This window comes from Streptomyces luteosporeus (assembly GCF_039532865.1).
GTDB classification, from domain to species: Bacteria; Actinomycetota; Actinomycetes; order Streptomycetales; family Streptomycetaceae; genus Streptomyces; species Streptomyces luteosporeus.
On record NZ_BAAASL010000020.1, the window covers coordinates 1 to 17318 of the forward strand.

General features: G+C 74.0%; 12 protein-coding genes. 11 read left to right on the top strand and 1 reads right to left on the bottom strand.

Annotation, left to right across the window (positions count from 1 at the left end; all coding sequences use genetic code 11):
• Positions 1 to 616: 616 nt before the first annotated feature.
• From ABD361_RS23685 to ABD361_RS23695, 3 genes are read left to right on the top strand one after another with little or no spacing between them, the layout of a single operon-like run.
• Positions 617 to 2131, top strand: coding sequence for a resuscitation-promoting factor (locus ABD361_RS23685; RefSeq protein ID WP_425583307.1), 1515 nt, complete (start codon positions 617 to 619; stop codon positions 2129 to 2131).
• The gene (rsmA, locus tag ABD361_RS23690; protein WP_344437676.1) at positions 2128 to 3018 is read left to right on the top strand and encodes a 16S rRNA (adenine(1518)-N(6)/adenine(1519)-N(6))-dimethyltransferase RsmA; all 891 of its coding nucleotides are present in this window, start codon (positions 2128 to 2130) and stop codon (positions 3016 to 3018) included. The genes ABD361_RS23685 and rsmA overlap by 4 nt, the downstream gene beginning before the upstream one ends.
• Entirely contained in the window at positions 3015 to 3920 is a 906-nt protein-coding gene (locus ABD361_RS23695; RefSeq protein ID WP_344437678.1) for a 4-(cytidine 5'-diphospho)-2-C-methyl-D-erythritol kinase, read from the top strand. The genes rsmA and ABD361_RS23695 overlap by 4 nt, the downstream gene beginning before the upstream one ends.
• 112 nt (positions 3921 to 4032) lie before the next feature.
• Here the strand turns inward: ABD361_RS23695 and ABD361_RS23700 are convergent, their stop codons facing one another.
• Positions 4033 to 5655 carry an FG-GAP-like repeat-containing protein gene (locus tag ABD361_RS23700; protein WP_344437680.1) on the bottom strand — a complete coding sequence of 541 codons (1623 nt, stop codon included), beginning with the start codon at positions 5653 to 5655 and terminating at the stop codon, positions 4033 to 4035.
• 278 nt (positions 5656 to 5933) lie between these two features.
• Between ABD361_RS23700 and ABD361_RS23705 the strand changes: the two genes are divergently transcribed.
• The 8 genes from ABD361_RS23705 (at position 5934) to galK (ending at position 17307) form a co-directional block, all read left to right on the top strand.
• Complete coding sequence (locus ABD361_RS23705) at positions 5934 to 7568, top strand: FG-GAP-like repeat-containing protein (RefSeq protein ID WP_344437682.1); 1635 nt, start codon at positions 5934 to 5936, stop codon at positions 7566 to 7568.
• A gap of 93 nt (positions 7569 to 7661) precedes the next feature.
• Positions 7662 to 9029: an acyltransferase family protein gene (locus ABD361_RS23710; RefSeq protein ID WP_344437684.1), complete on the top strand. Its 1368-nt coding sequence runs from the start codon at positions 7662 to 7664 to the stop codon at positions 9027 to 9029.
• An 18-nt stretch (positions 9030 to 9047) separates the two neighbouring features.
• Positions 9048 to 10850 carry an ABC-F family ATP-binding cassette domain-containing protein gene (locus ABD361_RS23715; RefSeq protein WP_344437686.1) on the top strand — a complete coding sequence of 601 codons (1803 nt, stop codon included), beginning with the start codon at positions 9048 to 9050 and terminating at the stop codon, positions 10848 to 10850.
• 196 nt (positions 10851 to 11046) lie between these two features.
• Positions 11047 to 12975, top strand: a complete 1929-nt coding sequence (locus ABD361_RS23720) for a hypothetical protein (RefSeq protein WP_344437688.1) — start codon at positions 11047 to 11049, stop codon at positions 12973 to 12975.
• 264 nt (positions 12976 to 13239) lie between these two features.
• Positions 13240 to 13941 (top strand): response regulator transcription factor, encoded by a 702-nt coding sequence (locus tag ABD361_RS23725; RefSeq protein WP_344437690.1) that lies wholly within the window; start codon positions 13240 to 13242, stop codon positions 13939 to 13941.
• 200 nt (positions 13942 to 14141) lie between these two features.
• The gene (gene galT, locus ABD361_RS23730; RefSeq protein WP_344437692.1) at positions 14142 to 15188 is read left to right on the top strand and encodes a galactose-1-phosphate uridylyltransferase; all 1047 of its coding nucleotides are present in this window, start codon (positions 14142 to 14144) and stop codon (positions 15186 to 15188) included.
• Positions 15185 to 16147, top strand: a complete 963-nt coding sequence (galE, locus tag ABD361_RS23735) for a UDP-glucose 4-epimerase GalE (protein ID WP_344437694.1) — start codon at positions 15185 to 15187, stop codon at positions 16145 to 16147. Before galT ends, galE begins: the two co-directional genes overlap by 4 nt.
• On the top strand, positions 16144 to 17307 hold the full coding sequence (galK, locus tag ABD361_RS23740) for a galactokinase (protein WP_344437696.1): 1164 nt from the start codon (positions 16144 to 16146) through the stop codon (positions 17305 to 17307). The genes galE and galK overlap by 4 nt, the downstream gene beginning before the upstream one ends.
• Positions 17308 to 17318 lie beyond the last annotated feature (11 nt).

A 17318-nucleotide genomic window follows, 5' to 3' on the forward strand; every position in this document is an offset into this window, starting at 1 on the left:
GCATCTCCGTCCGCTTCCGCCGCTCCTTGCTGCCCCCGGCGGCCGCGCGGCGGCCCGGCGGGCGGCCGCGGGCGGCAGGGACTGGTGGAGGCGCGGCGAGCCGGCCAGCGGGCCGCAGCCGGCAGACGGCCCCCGCACGGCGGCGCGCCGCGCCGCCGCCGCGGGCGGCAAGGAGCGGCGGAAGCGGACGGAGATGCCCCCGGCCGGCCACGTGCCCGGCGGCGAGCCGGGGGACGTCCCGGACCGGCGCCCGCCCGCGGAGGCCCTGCCGGTCAACGGCGGGCCGGGCGCCCCCGGCGAGGATTGGCGCAGGCGCGCAGAGGTGCCCCCGATGGACGGCCCGAGTGCCCCCGGCGGCCGCGCGGCGGCCCGGCGGGCCCGGGAGCGTCGCGGACGCGGCGAGGCGCCCCCGGCGGATGGCGAGCCGCTGACCGGCGCGGGTGCCCCCGGCGAGACGGCGGCCCCCGGCGGCCGCGCAGCGGCGCGGCGGGCCGCGGCGAGCGGCAGGGGGCGCCGGAAACGGACGGAGGCCTCCCCGGTCTCCGCCATGGACGGGCACCTGCCCGACGGCGAGGCCTCCGGCGGCCGCGCCACGGCCCGGCGCCGGCGAACGTCGGTGCCCGCGGCCGGTCGCGAAGGTGTCGGCGGCCCGCAGCCGGCCGGCGCCTGGCGGTCCGACGACGAGGGAGGGCACCTCTCCGGGGGCCGCGGGGGTGGCTACCCACCCGCCGGCGCCGACGTCGGGCCGTACCCGGCCGGGCAGGACCCCGCTCCCGCCGGCCGGGCCGCCGCGCGGCGGGCGCGGGTGGCCAGGGGCGCCGGTGGCGCCGGTGGCCGTGCGCCGGACGGGTATCCGCTCGTCGGCGGCGACGCCCCCGGCTGGCACGTCGCCGGGGGGCCGCCCGGCGACGCGGGAGGGGAAGACGCCGGGCAGGACCCCGCTCCCGCCGGCCGGGCCGCCGCGCGGCGGGCGCGGGCGGCGGCGGCCGGGGGTGCCGAGGGGGATCGGGTTGCCGCGCGGCGGCGGCGGGGGGAGCGGCCCGACGCGTTGCGGCGGTTGGTGCCGCAGGCGCTCGTCGTGGCCTTTCTGGCCGGCGGGACGTCCGCGTTCATCGCCGGGGACAAGACCGTCCAGCTCAGTGTCGACGGCAGGCCCCGCACCCTGCACACGTTCGCCGGTGACGTGGCCGAGTTGCTGGACGACGAGGGGATGGCCGTCGGGGAGCACGACATCGTGGCGCCCGGGCCGCATCACGATCTGGCGGCCGGTGACCAGGTGATCGTGCGGTACGGGCGGCCCGTGGCGCTGACGCTCGACGGGGAGCGGCGCCAGGTGTGGACGACGGCCCGTACGGTCGACGGTGCCCTGCGGCAGCTGGGCGTGCGGGCCGAGGGGGCGTACCTGTCGGCGTCCCGTTCGGCGCCCATCGGGCGCCAGGGCCTGGACCTGGACGTGCGCACGGAGCGCACGGTGACCTTCATGGCCGACGGCCGGGAGCGCACGATCCGTACGAACGCGGCGACCGTGCGCGAGGCGCTGGCGCAGGCCGGGATCGGCCTGAACGGCCAGGACACCACGTCCGTGGATCCGGAGAGCTTTCCGCGCGAGGGGCAGACGATCTCCATCATGCGGATCTCGGCCGACACCGAGACGCGCGAGGAGCCCATCGACTTCCCGACCGAGCGCCGCCAGGATCCGACGCTGTACAAGGGCACGGAAGTGGTTGTGCAGCGTGGTGAGAAGGGCGTGCAGCGGGTGACGTACGCCCTGCGCACGGTCAACGGGGTGCAGCAGAAGCCGAAGAAGGTCTCCACGCAGGTGGTGAAGCAGCCCAGGGCGGAGATCATCAAGGTGGGGACGAAGGCCAGGCCGACCACCGTGCAGGGCGCGGACCACCTGAACTGGGGCGCGCTGGCCCAGTGCGAGGCGGGCGGGCGGCCCGACGCCGTGGACCCGTCGGGCACGTACGGCGGGCTGTACCAGTTCGACGTGCGCACCTGGCAGTCGCTGGGCGGCAGCGGGCGCCCGCAGGACGCCTCGTCGGACGAGCAGACGTTCCGGGCGAAGAAGCTGTACGTCAGCCGGGGGGCGAGCCCGTGGCCGGTGTGCGGCCGTAAACTTCACGGGTGAGCTCCAGCCCCAGCACAGACCCCTCCGGCGAGTCCGGCGCCCTGCTCGGCCCGGCCGACGTCCGCGAACTGGCCACCGCCCTCGGGGTCCGCCCCACCAAGCAGCGCGGTCAGAACTTCGTGATCGACGCCAACACCGTGCGCCGCATCGTGCGGACCGCCGAGGTGCGGCCCGACGACGTGGTCGTCGAGGTCGGCCCCGGCCTGGGGTCGCTGACGCTGGCCCTGCTGGAGGTCGCCGACCGGGTGACGGCCGTGGAGATCGACGACGTGCTGGCGGCCGCGCTGCCCTCGACGATCGGCGCCCGGCTGCCGGGGCGGGCCGACCGGTTCGCGCTGGTGCACAGCGACGCCATGCACGTGGCCGAGCTGCCCGGCCCGGCGCCGACGGCGCTGGTGGCCAACCTGCCGTACAACGTCGCCGTCCCGGTGCTGCTGCACATGCTCGACCGCTTCCCCACCATCGAGCGCACGCTGGTGATGGTGCAGTCGGAGGTCGCCGACCGACTCGCCGCGCGGCCGGGCAACAAGGTGTACGGCGTGCCGTCGGTGAAGGCCAACTGGTACGCGGAGGTCAAGCGTGCCGGCGCCATCGGCCGCAACGTCTTCTGGCCGGCGCCCAACGTCGACTCGGGCCTGGTCTCGCTCGTGCGCCGCAGCGAGCCGGTGGAGACGACGGCGACCAAGGAAGAGGTCTTCGCCGTGGTCGACGCCGCCTTCGCGCAGCGCCGCAAGACGCTGCGCGCGGCGCTGGCCGGCTGGGCCGGTTCGGCGGCCGCCGCCGAGGCGGCCCTGGTGGCCGCCGGGATCTCGCCGCAGGCCCGCGGGGAGGCCCTGACCGTCCACGAGTTCGCCGCGATCGCCGAGCAGAAGGGCGCCGCCCAGTGACCGCATCCGTCACGGTCCGCGTACCGGCCAAGGTCAACGTCCAGCTGGCCGTGGGCCCGCTGCGGCCGGACGGCTTCCACGACCTGGCCAACGTCTTCCTGGCCGTGGGCCTGTACGACGAGGTCACCGTGCGCCCGCACGACGGGCTGAAGGTCACCTGCGAGGGGCCGGACGCGGACAAGGTGCCCCTGGACGCCGGCAACCTGGCCGCGCGCGCCGCCCTGGCCCTCGCCGCCCGGCACGGGCGCGAGGCGAATGTGCACATCCACATCGCCAAGGACATCCCCGTCGCGGGCGGCATGGCCGGCGGCAGCGCCGACGGCGCGGGCGCCCTGCTGGCCTGCGACGCCCTGTGGGGCACGGGCGCCTCCCGGGACGAACTGCTGGAGATCTGCGCCGAGCTCGGCAGCGACGTGCCCTTCAGCCTCGTCGGCGGCGCGGCCCTCGGCCGCGGCCGGGGCGAGCTGCTCACGCCGCTGGAGACCGGCGGCACCTTCCACTGGGTCTTCGCCGTCGCCGACGGCGGCCTGTCCACGCCGGCCGTGTACGCCGAGTGCGACCGCCTGCGCGCCGGGACGGCCGTCCCCGACCCGGAGCCCTCGGCGGACCTCCTCGCCGCCCTGCGCGCCGGTGACGCGCCCGCCCTCGCGGCCGTGCTGGCCAACGACCTGCAGCCGGCCGCCCTGTCCCTGCGCCCGGCGCTGGCCGGGACCCTCGCCGCGGGCAGCGGCGCCGGTGCCCTGGCCGCGCTGGTCTCCGGCTCGGGCCCGACGACCGCCTTCCTGGCGGCGGACGAGTCCGCGGCCCGCAAGGTGGCCGACGCCCTGACCGCCTCCGGCACCTGCCGGGCGGTGCGCACGGCCCGCGGCCCGGTGCCGGGGGCGACGGTGGTGGCGGGCTGACGGCGCCTGCTGCCCGCGCAGGCGGGACGACGAAGCGGCGCGGGTGCCTGTGGAGGTACCCACGCCGCGCGTCATGGGCCGCTGACCGGCTCGACGAGCCGTGCGCTCCCGATCAGATGTGGATGTTGCTGCCGGGGGAGCCGACCCCGCCGGCGAACAGGCCGACCTTGATCCAGCCGTTGCCCGTGTCGCCGCCGTTGTTCAGCCAGGCCTGGATCGCGCCGTTGTCGTCGACGGCGAGGTAGTCGGCCTTGCGGTCGCCGTTGATGTCGGAGAACCGGACCTTGCTGCCTGCGGAGCCCACGCCGCCGGCGATCTGGCCGGCGGTCTTCCAGCCGTTGCTGCCGGCCGTGTCGCCGCCGTTGAACAGCCAGGCCTTGACGGCGCCGTCGTCCTCGACGACGAGGTAGTCGGCCTTGCCGTCACCGTCGATGTCGGCGAAGCGCACCTTGCTGCCCGCCCCGGTACCGCCGGCGATCTGGCCGAGCGACTTCCAGCCGTTGCTGCCCGCCGGGTCACCGCCGTTGTTGAGCCAGGCCTTGACGGCGCCGTTGTCCTCGACGATCAGGTAGTCGGCCTTGCGGTCGCCGTTGAGGTCGGCGAAGCGGACCTTGCTGCCCGCCCCGGCACCACTGGCGAGCTGGCCGTACGTGCTCCAGCCGTTGCCGGTGTCGCCACCGCGGTTGAGCCAGGCGCGGACGGCGCCGTTGTCGTCGACGGCGAGGTAGTCGGCCTTGCCGTCACCGTCGATGTCGGCGAAGCGCACCTTGGTGCCGGGAACGCCCACGCCCGAGGCGACCTGTCCGAGCCCCTTCCAGCCCTTGCCGGTGTCACCACCCTGGTTGAGCCAGACCCGGACGGCGCCGTTGTCGTCGACGACGACGTAGTCGGCCTTGCCGTCACCGTCGAAGTCGACCTGGTAGTCACCGAGGGGAGCGGAGGGCCGGGGCTTGGGCTCCGGAGGCGTGGTGACCTCGCGGACCCAGCCGGCGAGGTCGTCGACGCGGGTGTCGAGCGCCCCCGTACGGGTCTCCTTCTCGTCCGTACCGAAGCAGCCGCCCCGCCAGGAGCGGCTGTTGACGGCCACCAGCTCGGCGCGGCCGCCGACCTCGCGGAACGCCGGACCGCCGGTGTCGCCCTGACACACGGCCGCGCCCGCAGACTTGCCGGCCAGCCCGACGGTCGTGCCGTTCAGGGTGCCCACCGAGAAGGTCGCGGTGTGCAGGCGGTCCGGAACCCACTCGTCCTTGGTCCGCCCGTAGCCGGTGACCCGCAGTTCCTCACCCGCCAGCGGGGCGTTCGTGGTGACGGCGACCGGGGCGATGCCGGTGACCGGCTTGGCGAGCTTGGCCAGCACCAGGTCGCGGTCCGCACGCGGCACGAGCTCGACCACGTCCACTACGGCGCCCGTCTCGCGCGTGAGGTCGGCGCGGCCGATGGTGGCGGTTGTCGGGGCCGCGGGCTTGCCGGCCGGGATCGCGAAGCCGGCGTTGGGGGAGTCGGCGAAGCAACTGGCCGCGGTTATCAGCCACTGGTTGGCCACGAGGGCGGCGGAGCAACTGCGGGAAGCAGTGGTTGGCGTCGCGGCGATGTCGAGCTTCGCGGAGAACGCGAAGGAGTCCTTGACCGGGTCCCCAGCGACGGCGTGTGCGGACGGCGCGGTGAGCAGGCCGGCGGCCGCCGCGGTCGCGAGCAGGCCGGTCGCCCAGGCGGTGCGCGGACGTCTAGAAGTCATGGTGCCTTTTCCCTCTGGTTTGGAATTCCGGAATCGGTCACATGCCGGAGATCGGAAACGTATCACCAGTCGGAGACGGCCCCATGGGTGACGAAGCGCCAGAAAACCGGAGCGGCTAATTCCAGATGTTTTCGCGAGTCGTCTTCTCGGCGGAGAAAGGCCGGGGTCCATTAACCGGCACTGATCGGTGTTTGTGACAATGACCGTGCTCCGGAGCGAACTGCTGTCACGGAGCATGACCGGCTGCCGGTGAGCAGCCCTGAGAAAGAGTCACGGACATGATGCGCAGAACTCACGCCCGCCGCAGACATGCGGCTCGGTTCCTGGTGCCCGCCCTGGCAACCTCGCTGGTGGCGGGCGTCTTCGTCGCTGGTCCGGCCGTCGCGGCCGCGTCCACGGCTCCGGCGGCCACCGCCTCGCCGAACGCCGCCCCGGCCTGGAAGGTGCCGCGGCTCAAGGTGATGCCGCTCGGTGACTCGATCACCCGTGGCGCCGGTAGTTCCACCGGTTCCGGTTATCGCGCCGAACTGCGCAGCCGGCTGGCTGCGCACGCCGACAATCTGCAGTTCGTCGGCTCCGTGCAGACCAATGGACAGAACCATGAAGGTCATTCCGGATGGATGATCGACGATCTGTCCGACAACATCGAGCACTGGCTCGCGGACGCCAAACCCAATGTCGTTCTGCTGGACATCGGCACCAACGACATCGACCGCGACTTCCACGCCGACGAAGCCCCGGCCCGGCTCACCGATCTCGTCGACCGCATCACCACCGCCGCCCCCGACGTCACCCTTCTCGTCTCGTCGCTGGTGCCCAACGGAACCAAGGACGACCCCAGCCGGCAGCAGCGCGTCGAGCGGTACAACAAGTTCGTTCCGCAATTGGTCGAGGAGCGGCGGAAGAAGGGGCTGCACGTCGGCTACGTCGACATGGGTGCCGTCACCAAGGACGACCTCGTCGACAACCTCCACCCCAACGACGCCGGCTACGTGAAAATGGCCGAGGCCTTCTACGGCGGCATCGCACGGGCCGCCGCCGACGGCTGGGTCCGGGAGTCCGTCGACGTGAAACCGGCCCCGCCGGTCAGCGCACCGTTGGGCGACTCCACCGTGGACATCAACGGGGACGGCAAGGCCGACTACCTCGTCGTCGAGGACGACGGCCTCGTCCGCGCCTGGCTCAACAACGGTGGCGACACCGGCAACGGCTGGAAGTCCCTCGGCCAGTTCGCCGGCGGCGTCATGGCCTCCGGCTCCAAGGTGCGCTTCGCCGACATCGACGGCGACGGCAGGGCCGACTACCTCATCCTCGAGAAGGACGGTTCCGTCCGGGCCTGGCTGAACAACGGCGGCGACTCGGGCAACGGCTGGAAGAAGTACGGTCAATTCGCCGGCGGCACCGGCGCACCGGGCAGCAAGGTGCGCTTCGCCGACATCAACGGGGACGGCAAGGCCGACTACCTCGTCGTCGACGACAACGGCGCCGTCCGCGCCTGGATCAACAATGGCGGCGACCAGGGGAACGGCTGGACCTCCTACGGTCAGATCGCCACCGGCGTCGGCATGCCCGGCTCCAAGGTGCGCTTCGCTGACATCGACGGTGACCGCAGGGCCGACTACCTGGCCGTCGACGACAACGGCGGCGTCCGCGCCTGGGCCAACGACGGCGGTGACGGCCACGGCGGCTGGATCAACTACGGCCGCGTCGCCACCGGCACCGGCGACTCCGGCGACCTGGTGCGCTTCGCCGACGTCAACGGGGACGGCAAGGCCGATTACCTCATGGTCGACGCCGACGGCGCCGTGCGCGCCTGGATCAACAACGGCGGGGACAAGGGCAACGGCTGGATCAAGTGGGGCCAGATCGCGACCGGCACCGGCCGGAGCAGCGGCGGCAAGGTCCGCATCTGACCCGCAGAGCACCCGAGGGACCCCACGTACTTAGTTCCCCTCTGAGTACCCCGGCGGTGGTGCGGGCCGTCCCCCGGGCGCGAGAGTGCGCCCATGGCTTCCCGCATCACCGCCAAGGGCCTCGCCGAGGCCACTCCCGCCGCCCGTGACCGCTACGTCGACCTGTTGCGCGTCGCCTCCCTGGGCACCGTCGTGCTCGGCCACTGGCTGATGGCAGCGGTCACCGTCGCCGAGGGCGACCGGCGGGTGGAGATGGGCAACCTGCTCGCCGTGCAGCCGGGGCTGCAGGTGCTCACGTGGGTGCTGCAGGTCATGCCGGTGTTCTTCTTCGTCGGCGGGTTCTCGCACGCCCTGTCCTACCGTTCGCTGGCCCGCCGCACGCAGGGGCCGGTGTACGCGGTCTTCCTGCGGGGACGGCTGCAGCGGCTGCTGCGGCCCACGGGAGTGTTCGTCGCCGTGTGGGGCGGTGGGGCACTCGTGGTGCAGGCAATCGGTGGGGAGGGGGAGACAGCGGGGGTAGCCGCGCGGTTGGTGACGCAGCCGCTGTGGTTCATCGGGATCTACCTGGCCATGGTCGCCTTCACACCGCCGCTGCTGCGGCTGCACCAGCGGTACGGGTGGGCGGCCTTCGCCGCGCTCGTCGCCGCCGCGGCGGCCGTGGACGTGCTGCGCTTCGTGGCCGGCGTGCCCTACGCCGAGTTCCTGAACTTCGCCTTCGTCTGGCTCGCCGTCCACCAGCTCGGCTTCCTGCGGGCCGACGGCCGGCTGCGCCGCCCCGCCCTGCTCGCCGGCGGCGGGCTGGCGGGGGCCGTGGCGCTGGTGGGCCTCGGCCCGTACCCCCTGTCCATGGTCGGCATGCCCGGCGAGCGGATCAGCAACATGGCACCGCCCACCCTCGCCCTGCTCTGCCACGGCATGTGGCTGGTGGGCGCCGTCGAGCTGCTGCGCGGCCCGGGCACCCGGCTCGTGGCGCGGCCGCGCGCCTGGCGGGCGGTGGTCGCGGCGAACGGCATCGCCATGACCGCGTTCCTGTGGCACCTGACGGCGATGCTCGCCGTGTACGCGGCGCTGCTCGCCGCCGGCGTCACCCCGCCCGTTCCCGCGAGCACTGCCTGGTGGGCGCAGGCGCCCCTGCGCCTCGCGGCGGCCGCGGTCGTCACGGCCCTGCTCGTCACGGTCTTCCGCCGCGCGGAGCGCCCGCCGGCGACCGGCCCCACCGCCACCCGCCGCCTGGGCGGGCCTGTCGCCGCGGCCGGCGTGACGCTGGCGCTTCTCGGGGTGCTCGGGCTGTCACTGGTCGGATTCGGCGGCCTGTGGCACGGACACACGGCGCTGCTGGTAGCGGTGCCGGTCACCGCGCCCGCGGCGGTGCTGATGACGGTGGGGGGATGGGGCCTGGTCGAGCTGGCCGCAAGGGTCCGGGCGGGGCACGACGCACGGCATGGGATGCTGGAGGAGTAACGCACAGCGAGGAGCGCAATGGCAGCCAACCTGGTCAATCTGGAAGCCGTCGACAAGGTGTACGGCACCCGTGCCCTGCTCGACGGCGTCTCCCTCGGCGTCAACGAGGGCGACCGGATCGGCGTGGTCGGCCGCAACGGCGACGGCAAGACCACGCTCATCCGCATCCTCGCCAAGCTGGAGGAGGCCGACAAGGGCCGCGTCACCCACGCCGGCCACCTGCACCTGGGCGTGCTCACCCAGCACGACTCCCTCGACCCCGCAGCAACGATCCGGCACGAGGTCATCGGCGACCTGGCCGACCACGAGTGGGCCGGCAACGCCAAGATCCGCGACGTGCTCACCGGCCTCTTCGGCGGCCTGGACCTGCCCGCCTTCCCGCAGGGCCTGGACACCGTCATCGCCCCGCTCTCCGGCGGCGAGCGCCGCCGCATCGCCCTGGCCAAGCTGCTCATCGCCGACCAGGACCTGATCGTCCTGGACGAGCCCACCAACCACCTCGACGTCGAGGGCATCTCCTGGCTCGCCGGCCACCTGCAGCAGCGCCGCTCGGCGCTGGTGTGCGTCACCCACGACCGCTGGTTCCTCGACCAGGTGTGCACCCGCATGTGGGACGTCCAGCGCGGCACCGTCCACGAGTACGAGGGCGGCTACAGCGACTACGTCTTCGCCCGCGCCGAACGCGAGCGCATCGCCGCCACCGAGGAGGCCAAGCGGCAGAACCTCGTCCGCAAGGAGCTCGCCTGGCTGCGCCGCGGCGCCCCGGCCCGTACCAGCAAGCCGCGCTTCCGCATCGAGGCCGCCAACGAGCTCATCGCCGACGTCCCGCCGCCGCGCGACAGCTCCGAGCTGATGAAGTTCGCCAGCTCCCGGCTCGGCAAGACCGTCTTCGACCTGGAGAACGTCACCGTCCAGGCCGGCCCCAAGGCCCTCATCGAGCACCTGACCTGGCAGCTCGGCCCCGGCGACCGCATCGGTCTCGTCGGCGTCAACGGCGCCGGCAAGACCTCCTTCCTGCGCACCCTCGCCGAGGCCGCGCGCACGCAGGGCGAGAAGCAGCCGCCCGCCGGCAAGGTCGTCGTCGGCAAGACCGTCAAGCTCGCCTACCTCTCCCAGGAAGTCGCCGAGCTCGCCCCGGCCAAGCGCGTCCTGGAGGCCGTCCAGGAGGTTCGCGACCGCGTCGACCTCGGCAAGGGCCGCGAGATGACCGCCGGCCAGCTCTGCGAGAAGTTCGGCTTCTCCAAGGAGAAGCAGTGGACGCCGGTCGGCGACCTCTCCGGCGGTGAGCGCCGCCGCCTGCAGCTGCTGCGCCTGCTGATGGACGAGCCCAACGTCCTCTTCCTCGACGAGCCCACCAACGACCTCGACATCGAGACCCTCACGCAGCTGGAGGACCTCCTCGACGGCTGGCCCGGCTCGATGGTCGTCATCAGCCACGACCGCTACTTCGTCGAGCGCACCACCGACCGCGTCTTCGCCCTGCTCGGCGACCGCACCCTGCGGATGCTGCCGCGCGGCCTGGACGAGTACCTGGAGCGCCGCCAGCGCGTCATCGAGGCCGCGGCCCCGCCCGCCCCCGCCCCGGCCGCCGCCAAGCCCGCCAAGCCGGCCGCGGACGCCCGCGCCGCCAAGAAGGAGCTGCAGAAGATCGAGCGCCGCCTCGACCGCATCGGCGAGCAGGAGACCAAGCTCCACGAGCGCATCGCCGAACAGGCCACCGACTTCGAGGCGGTCGCCAAGCTCGACGCCGAACTGCGCGAACTGGCCGCCGAACGCGACGAACTCGAGATGCGCTGGCTCGAACTGGCCGACGACGCGTAAGGGGTTGCGCGCGGCCGCGCCGCGCGCACGGGGGCGGACGAGGGGCAACAGTCTCGTCACGGGCCGGTCTCAGGTGGTTGATACCTCCAGGGATCGGCCCGTGCGGCGTCGGTGCCGGGTGGTACAAAGAACACCCGCTCGCCTGCCGCACACTGGCGGGATTCGTACCCCCGTCCGCGCACCCAGAGGAAAGCCGATGTCACAGCCGCCCCAGCCCCCCGAGCCGCCGAAGGGCCCGCCGGCCCCGCAGGGCGGAGGCTTCGGCGCGCCACAGGACCCCCGCTCGGGCTTCGGCGCCCCCTCGCCCGCGCAGCCGCCCCAGCCGCCGCAGGCGCCCCCCGCCCAGCCGCCGGCCGCCGCGCCGCAGCCCACCTTGGTGGTGAGCCCGCAGCAGCCCCCGCAGGTGCCGGCGCCCCAGGCTCCGCCGGCCCCGCAGCCCCCGCAGGTGCCGGCGCCCCAGGCTCCGCCGGCCCCGCAGCCGCCGCAGGGGCCGCCGCCTCCGCCGCCCCCGCCCGGCGGGCGGCCCGGCGACCCCGGCTACGGCTACCCGCAGACGCCCCCGCCGCCCACCGCGCCCCCCGGCTACGGCTACCCGCCCGCGCCGCCCGCCGGCGGCTACGGCTACCCCGGTCAGGCCCCGCAGCCCGGCGCGTACCCGCCCATGTCCGCCCCCTACCCGGGCGCAGCTCCCTACCCGGGCGCCCCCGCTCCCGCCGGGACGAAGAAGCGCACGGCGGTCATCGTCAGCGCCGCCGTCGCGCTGCTGCTCGTCGCCGGTGGCGGCGTCTGGTTCGCCACCCAGGGCGGCGGCAAGGACGACGAGGCCAAGAGCGGCGGCTCCACCAGCCAGTCCGGCAACGGCCCGCAGGGCGGCGGCAAGGCGCCGCGCACGGTCGACGGCAAGCTGCTCTTCGGCACCGAGCCGGCACAGGTCACCGACCTCGTCTCCGTCAAGGGCATGTGGGTCACCGACAAGGTTGCCGCCAAAGCCGACGTCTACAAGGTGGTCGGCTACGGCCTCTCCGGCGGCAAGCAGTGGGAGATTCCGCTCGACGGCGAGATCTGCTGGTCCTCCCAGCAGACCACGGCCGACGGCAAGACCGCGGTGCTCACCAAGTCCAGCAAGCCGAGCGCCGACCAGAAGTACGGCGGCCCGTGCAGCCAGGTCGTCGCCCTCGACCTCAACAACGGCAAGAAGCTGTGGCAGAAGTCGCTGAAGAACGGCGACCAGGACCTGCGCTTCAACGAGGTCACCGTCGGCGGTGGCACGGTCGCCGCGGGCGGGACGAGCGGCGGCGCGGCCTGGTCGATGGACGGCAAGGAGCTGTGGAAGCCCAAGCAGGGCGACGACTGCCGCGACGACGGCTACGGCGGCGGCAGCAAGCTCGTCGCGGTGCGCCGCTGCGGTCAGTACGACCGGCCGCAGATGCAGGTGCAGACCCTCGACCCGGGCAGCGGGGCGATCAAGTCGGTCTTCAAGGTGCCGTCGGGGCTGAACTGGGTCCATGTTGCCTCGACCGACCCGCTGGTGATCGCCGTCGACGCCGGTGACCACAGTGGCAGCGCGGCCTCCGACTTCATGGTGCTCGACGACAGCGGCAGCGAGGCCAAGCTGCGCTCGAAGATCTCCTCGGAGAACGGCGCCTACACGCCGAAGTGCGACGCCACCAACGTCGAGGGCTGCTTCAAGCTCGCCGTCAGCAAGGACACCCTCTACCTGCCGACCGAGGACCACACCAGCGGCAACCCGCAGCAGCCCGGTCGCGTCAACGAGATCGTCGGATTCGACCTGGCCACCGGCCGGTCGCGGGGCAAGGCCGAGGGCACACCCGGTTCCACTCTGGTCCCGCTGGGCATCGACAAGGACGGCTACGCCATCGGTTACCAGGACCCGACCTACAAGTCGGGCGGCAAGGTGGTACGGATCGATCCGAAGTCGTTCAAGACCGATGTCCTGCTGAAGAATCCGACCGCCTCGGCCCAGAGCGAGAGCCGCCTCACGCCCACCCTCAACCCGGCGCTGTGGAGCCAGGGCCGGCTCTACCTGGGCAGCAAGTACGCCGACAAGCCGCGCTCGGTGCAGCTCGGCAAGGAATACGCCTTCATGATCTTCGGGGGCAGCTGATCCTGATCATTTGACGAGCGCTCCAGCCGTATCCCTGTCCACCGCGTGTGCATGCCTGAACGATCCGTTTCAGTCGGGAAGTACACGTGATTGGCAGGGATTTCGGCATTCCGGGGGACTTCTCACCGGTAAGGGGCGCGGAACGTCGAACAAGCGTGTAGCTTCCCGGGCAAGAGGGTGCCGGGGAGACATGGAGACATACAGACTTGCGTGGTCGGTACCGGGCCACCGCGCACGGACAGTCGGGCGACAGGGGGGAAGCTGATGGGCGTGCGGCTCATGGTGGTCGACGACCATCGACTGCTGGCCGAGGCCCTCGCCTCGGCGCTGAAGCTGCGCGGCCACCGCGTCCTCGCGGCGGCCGCGCCCAGCGCGGGAGCGGCGGAACTGGTCATCAGCCGCGCACCCGAGGTGTGCCTGCTCGGCACCGCGTCCCCGGCCGAGCCGGGCGTCTTCGACCCCGTCGTCCGCATCAAACGCGAACGCCCCCAGGTCGCCGTCGTCGTCCTCGGCCCCGTGCCCAACCCCCTGGGCATCGCGGCCGCCTTCGCCGCCGGAGCCTCCGGGTACGTCCGGCACAACGAGCGCATCGAAGGCGTCGAGCGCGCCATGATGAAGGCGCGGGCCGGCGAGGCGGCCGTCGATCCGCAACTGCTCCAGGGAGCCTTCGTCGAGCTGCTCAACCCGGCCGCCCAGCCGGACGACGAAGGCGCGCGACTGCTGCAGCTGCTCACGCCGCGCGAGGTGGAGGTCCTGGTCCGGGTCGCCGAGGGCGAGGACACGCGGCTCATCGCGGCGGGCATGGGAATAGCGCCCAGCACGGCCCGCACGCACGTGCAGCGGGTGCTCATGAAACTCGGCGTCGGGTCGAGGCTGGAGGCGGCGGCGCTGGCCGCGCGCACGGGCCTGTTGGAACGGGCGGCGGCACGCGGAGCGGGCGCGATCCCGGCCCAGCCGGGCCGCTAGGGCCGCACCACGGCGCCCCGTCAGGGGCGCGGGGAACTGCGCGATCGGCCACCGACGGCCGGCAGCCGAGGCGCTACCCCAGGGCCCGGTGGAGCACAGCACTGCGTCTGTGGGCGCGTCGTGGCTGATCGCGCAGTTCCCCGCGCCCCTACGGGGCGCGCCCGTTTGCGGGTGGCCCCCTCCCGGGGAGGGATGGTGCCGTGAAGAAGACGGCCACCCGGCTCGCGGACGGCCGCGAGCTGATCTATTACGACGCCCGCGACGACGCCGCCCGCGCCGCCGTCACCGACGCGCGTACCCTCCCGCCGCGCCCCGCCGCCGGCGAGGTCCGTGACGATCCGCTGCTCGGGGAGGGCGTCGTCGTCGCCTCGCACCGGCAGGACCGTACGCATCTGCCGCCCCCCGAGCAGTGTCCGTTGTGTCCGTCCCGGCCGGGGCGGCCGACGGAGATTCCGGCCGCCGATTACGACGTCGCCGTCTTCGAGAATCGTTTCCCCGCCCTGTCGGGGGAGACGGGCCGCTGCGAGGTGGTGTGTTTCACCGACGACCACGACGCCTCGTTCGCCGCTCTCGCCCCGGAGCGGGCCGCGCTGGTGCTCGCCGCCTGGACGGACCGGACGGCGGAGCTGTCGGCGCTGCCCGGGGTGGCGCAGGTCTTCTGTTTCGAGAACCGCGGCATCGAGATAGGTGTCACGTTGGCGCATCCGCACGGGCAGATCTACGCCTATCCGTTCGTGACGCCGCGCACCGCCCGGATGCTGGAGCGTGCTGCCGCCCACCGGGCGGAGACCGGGCGGAACCTTTTCGAGGACGTCGTGGCGGCCGAGCGCGTCGACGGCCGCCGGGTCGTCGCCGAGGGCGCGCACTGGACGGCCTTCGTGCCGCGGGCCGCCCGCTGGCCGTACGAGGTCCAGGTGCATCCGCGCCGCCGCGTCCCGGACCTGCTCGCCCTGGACGACGCGGCCCGCGCCGAGTTCCCGGCGCTGCACCTGGACCTGCTGCGCCGCTTCGACCGGCTGTTCGGCGCGGGGGCGCCGCCCACTCCGTACGTGTGTGCGTGGCACCAGGCGCCCGTGGCGCACCCCCACAGGGATGAATTCGGCCTTCACCTTCAGCTCTTCACCGTGCGCCGGGCTCCCGGCAAGCTGAAGTTCCTCGCGGGTTCGGAGTCCGCCATGAACGTCTTCGTCAACGACGTGCCGCCGGAGGCCGCGGCCGAGCGACTGCGAAAGGCGGCGAGCGCATGAGCGCGGGGACGTTCCTGGTCACCGGTGGTGCGGGTTATGTGGGCAGCGTGGTGGCGGAGCACCTGCTGCGGGCGGGGCACCGGGTGACGGTCCTGGACGACTTGTCGACGGGGCACCGTGACGCCGTGCCCGAGGGCGCGGACTTCGTCGAGGGGCGCGTGCAGGACGCCGCGCGCCACGTGAACGGCTCGTACGACGCCGTGCTGCACTTCGCCGCCTGCTCGCAGGTCGGGGAGTCCGTGGCCGACCCCGAGAAGTACTGGCGCAACAACACCGGCGGCACGCTCGACCTGCTGGCGGCCATGCGGGAGGCCGGCGTGCGCCGCCTCGTCTTCTCCTCCACCGCCGCCGTCTACGGCGAACCGGCCGCCGTCCCCCTCACCGAGGACGCCCCCACCGCCCCCACCAATCCCTACGGCGCGAGCAAGCTCGCCGTGGACCACATGATCGCGGGGGAGTGCGCGGCCCACGGCCTGGGGGCGGTGTCCCTGCGCTACTTCAACGTCGCCGGCGCCCACGGCCGCCACGGCGAGCGGCACGCCCCCGAGACCCACCTGATCCCGATCGTGCTGCAGGTGGCCCTGGGCGAGCGCGAGGCGGTCGACGTCTTCGGCGACGACTACCCGACGCCCGACGGGACGTGCGTGCGCGACTACATCCACGTCGCCGACCTCGCCGAGGCCCACCTGCTGGCGCTCGACGCCGTGCGCCCGGGCGAGCACCTGGTGTGCAACCTCGGCAACGGCAACGGCTTCTCCGTGCGCGAGGTCGTCGAGACCGTCCGCAAGGTGACCGGGCACCCCGTACCGGAGCGCCCGGCGCCGCGGCGGCCCGGCGACCCGGCCGTCCTCGTGGCCTCGGCCGCCCGGGCCGCCGAGGTGCTCGGCTGGCGGCCCCGGCGGCCGGACCTGGCCGGGATCGTCGAGGACGCCTGGGAGTTCGCCCGGCGGCGCGGGTGAGCGCGGAGCGGGCCGCGCGGGCGTTCCGCGCCCGGTACGGGACGCCGTGCGCGGGGGTGTGGGCGGCGCCGGGCCGGGTCAACCTGATCGGGGAGTACACGGACGTCAACGAGGGCTTCGTCATGCCGTTCGCGCTGCCGCTGCGCACCTGGGTGGCCGCCCGGGCCCGCGCCGACGGCCGGCTGCGGGTGCACTCCGCCGCGGCGGCCGGCGACGGGATCGTGGACGCGGGGGACCCGGTGCCTGGCGCGGTGCGCGGCTGGGCCGCCTATCCGGCGGGCGTGCTGTGGGCGCTGCGCACCGCGGGGCACCCGGTGGGCGGCGCCGACCTGCACGTGGAGAGCGAGCTGCCGGCGGGCGCGGGCCTTTCGTCGTCCGCCGCGCTGGGCGTGGCCACGGTGCTGGCGCTCGACGAGCTGTACGGGCTGGGCATCGGGCGGCCCGGGCTGGCCCTGCTGGCGCAGCGCGCCGAGAACGACTTCGCGGGCGTCCCGTGCGGGGTCATGGACCAGATGGCGGCGGCCTGCTGCGAGGCCGGGCACGTGCTGCACCTGGACACCCGGGACCTGTCGCGGCGGCAGGTGCCGTTCGACGCGGCGGGTGCCGGGCTGCGGCTGCTGGTCGTCGACACGCGGGTCGCGCACGCGGTGGGGGCGGGCGAGTACGCGCGACGGCGCGCGGGCTGCGAGCGCGCCGCCCGGAGGCTGGGCCTGCGCGCGCTGCGCGACGTGCCGTACGGGCAACTGGACGACGTGCTCGACGCGTTGGAGGCGTCGGGCGCCCCGGAGCTGCGCCCGCTCGTGCGGCACGTGGTGACCGAGAACGACCGCGTCGCGCAGGTGGCGGCGCTGCTCGACGCCGGGGACGTCCGGGCGGTCGGCCCCCTGCTGACGGCCGGCCACGCGTCGCTGCGCGACGACTTCGCCGTCTCCTGCGCGGAGTCGGACCTCGTGGTGGACGCGGCCGTCGCGGCCGGCGCCCTGGGGGCGCGGATGACGGGGGCCGGGTTCGGGGGATCGGTCATCGCCCTGGTGGAGACGGGGGCGGTGGGGAAGGTGAGGGAGGCGGTGTCCGCCGCGCTCACCGCCGCGGGCGGCCGCGCCCCGGCCGTCTTCGAGGCGGTGCCGGCAGCGGGCGCGCACCGGGCCCGGCCGCGCTGAGGCATCGGGAG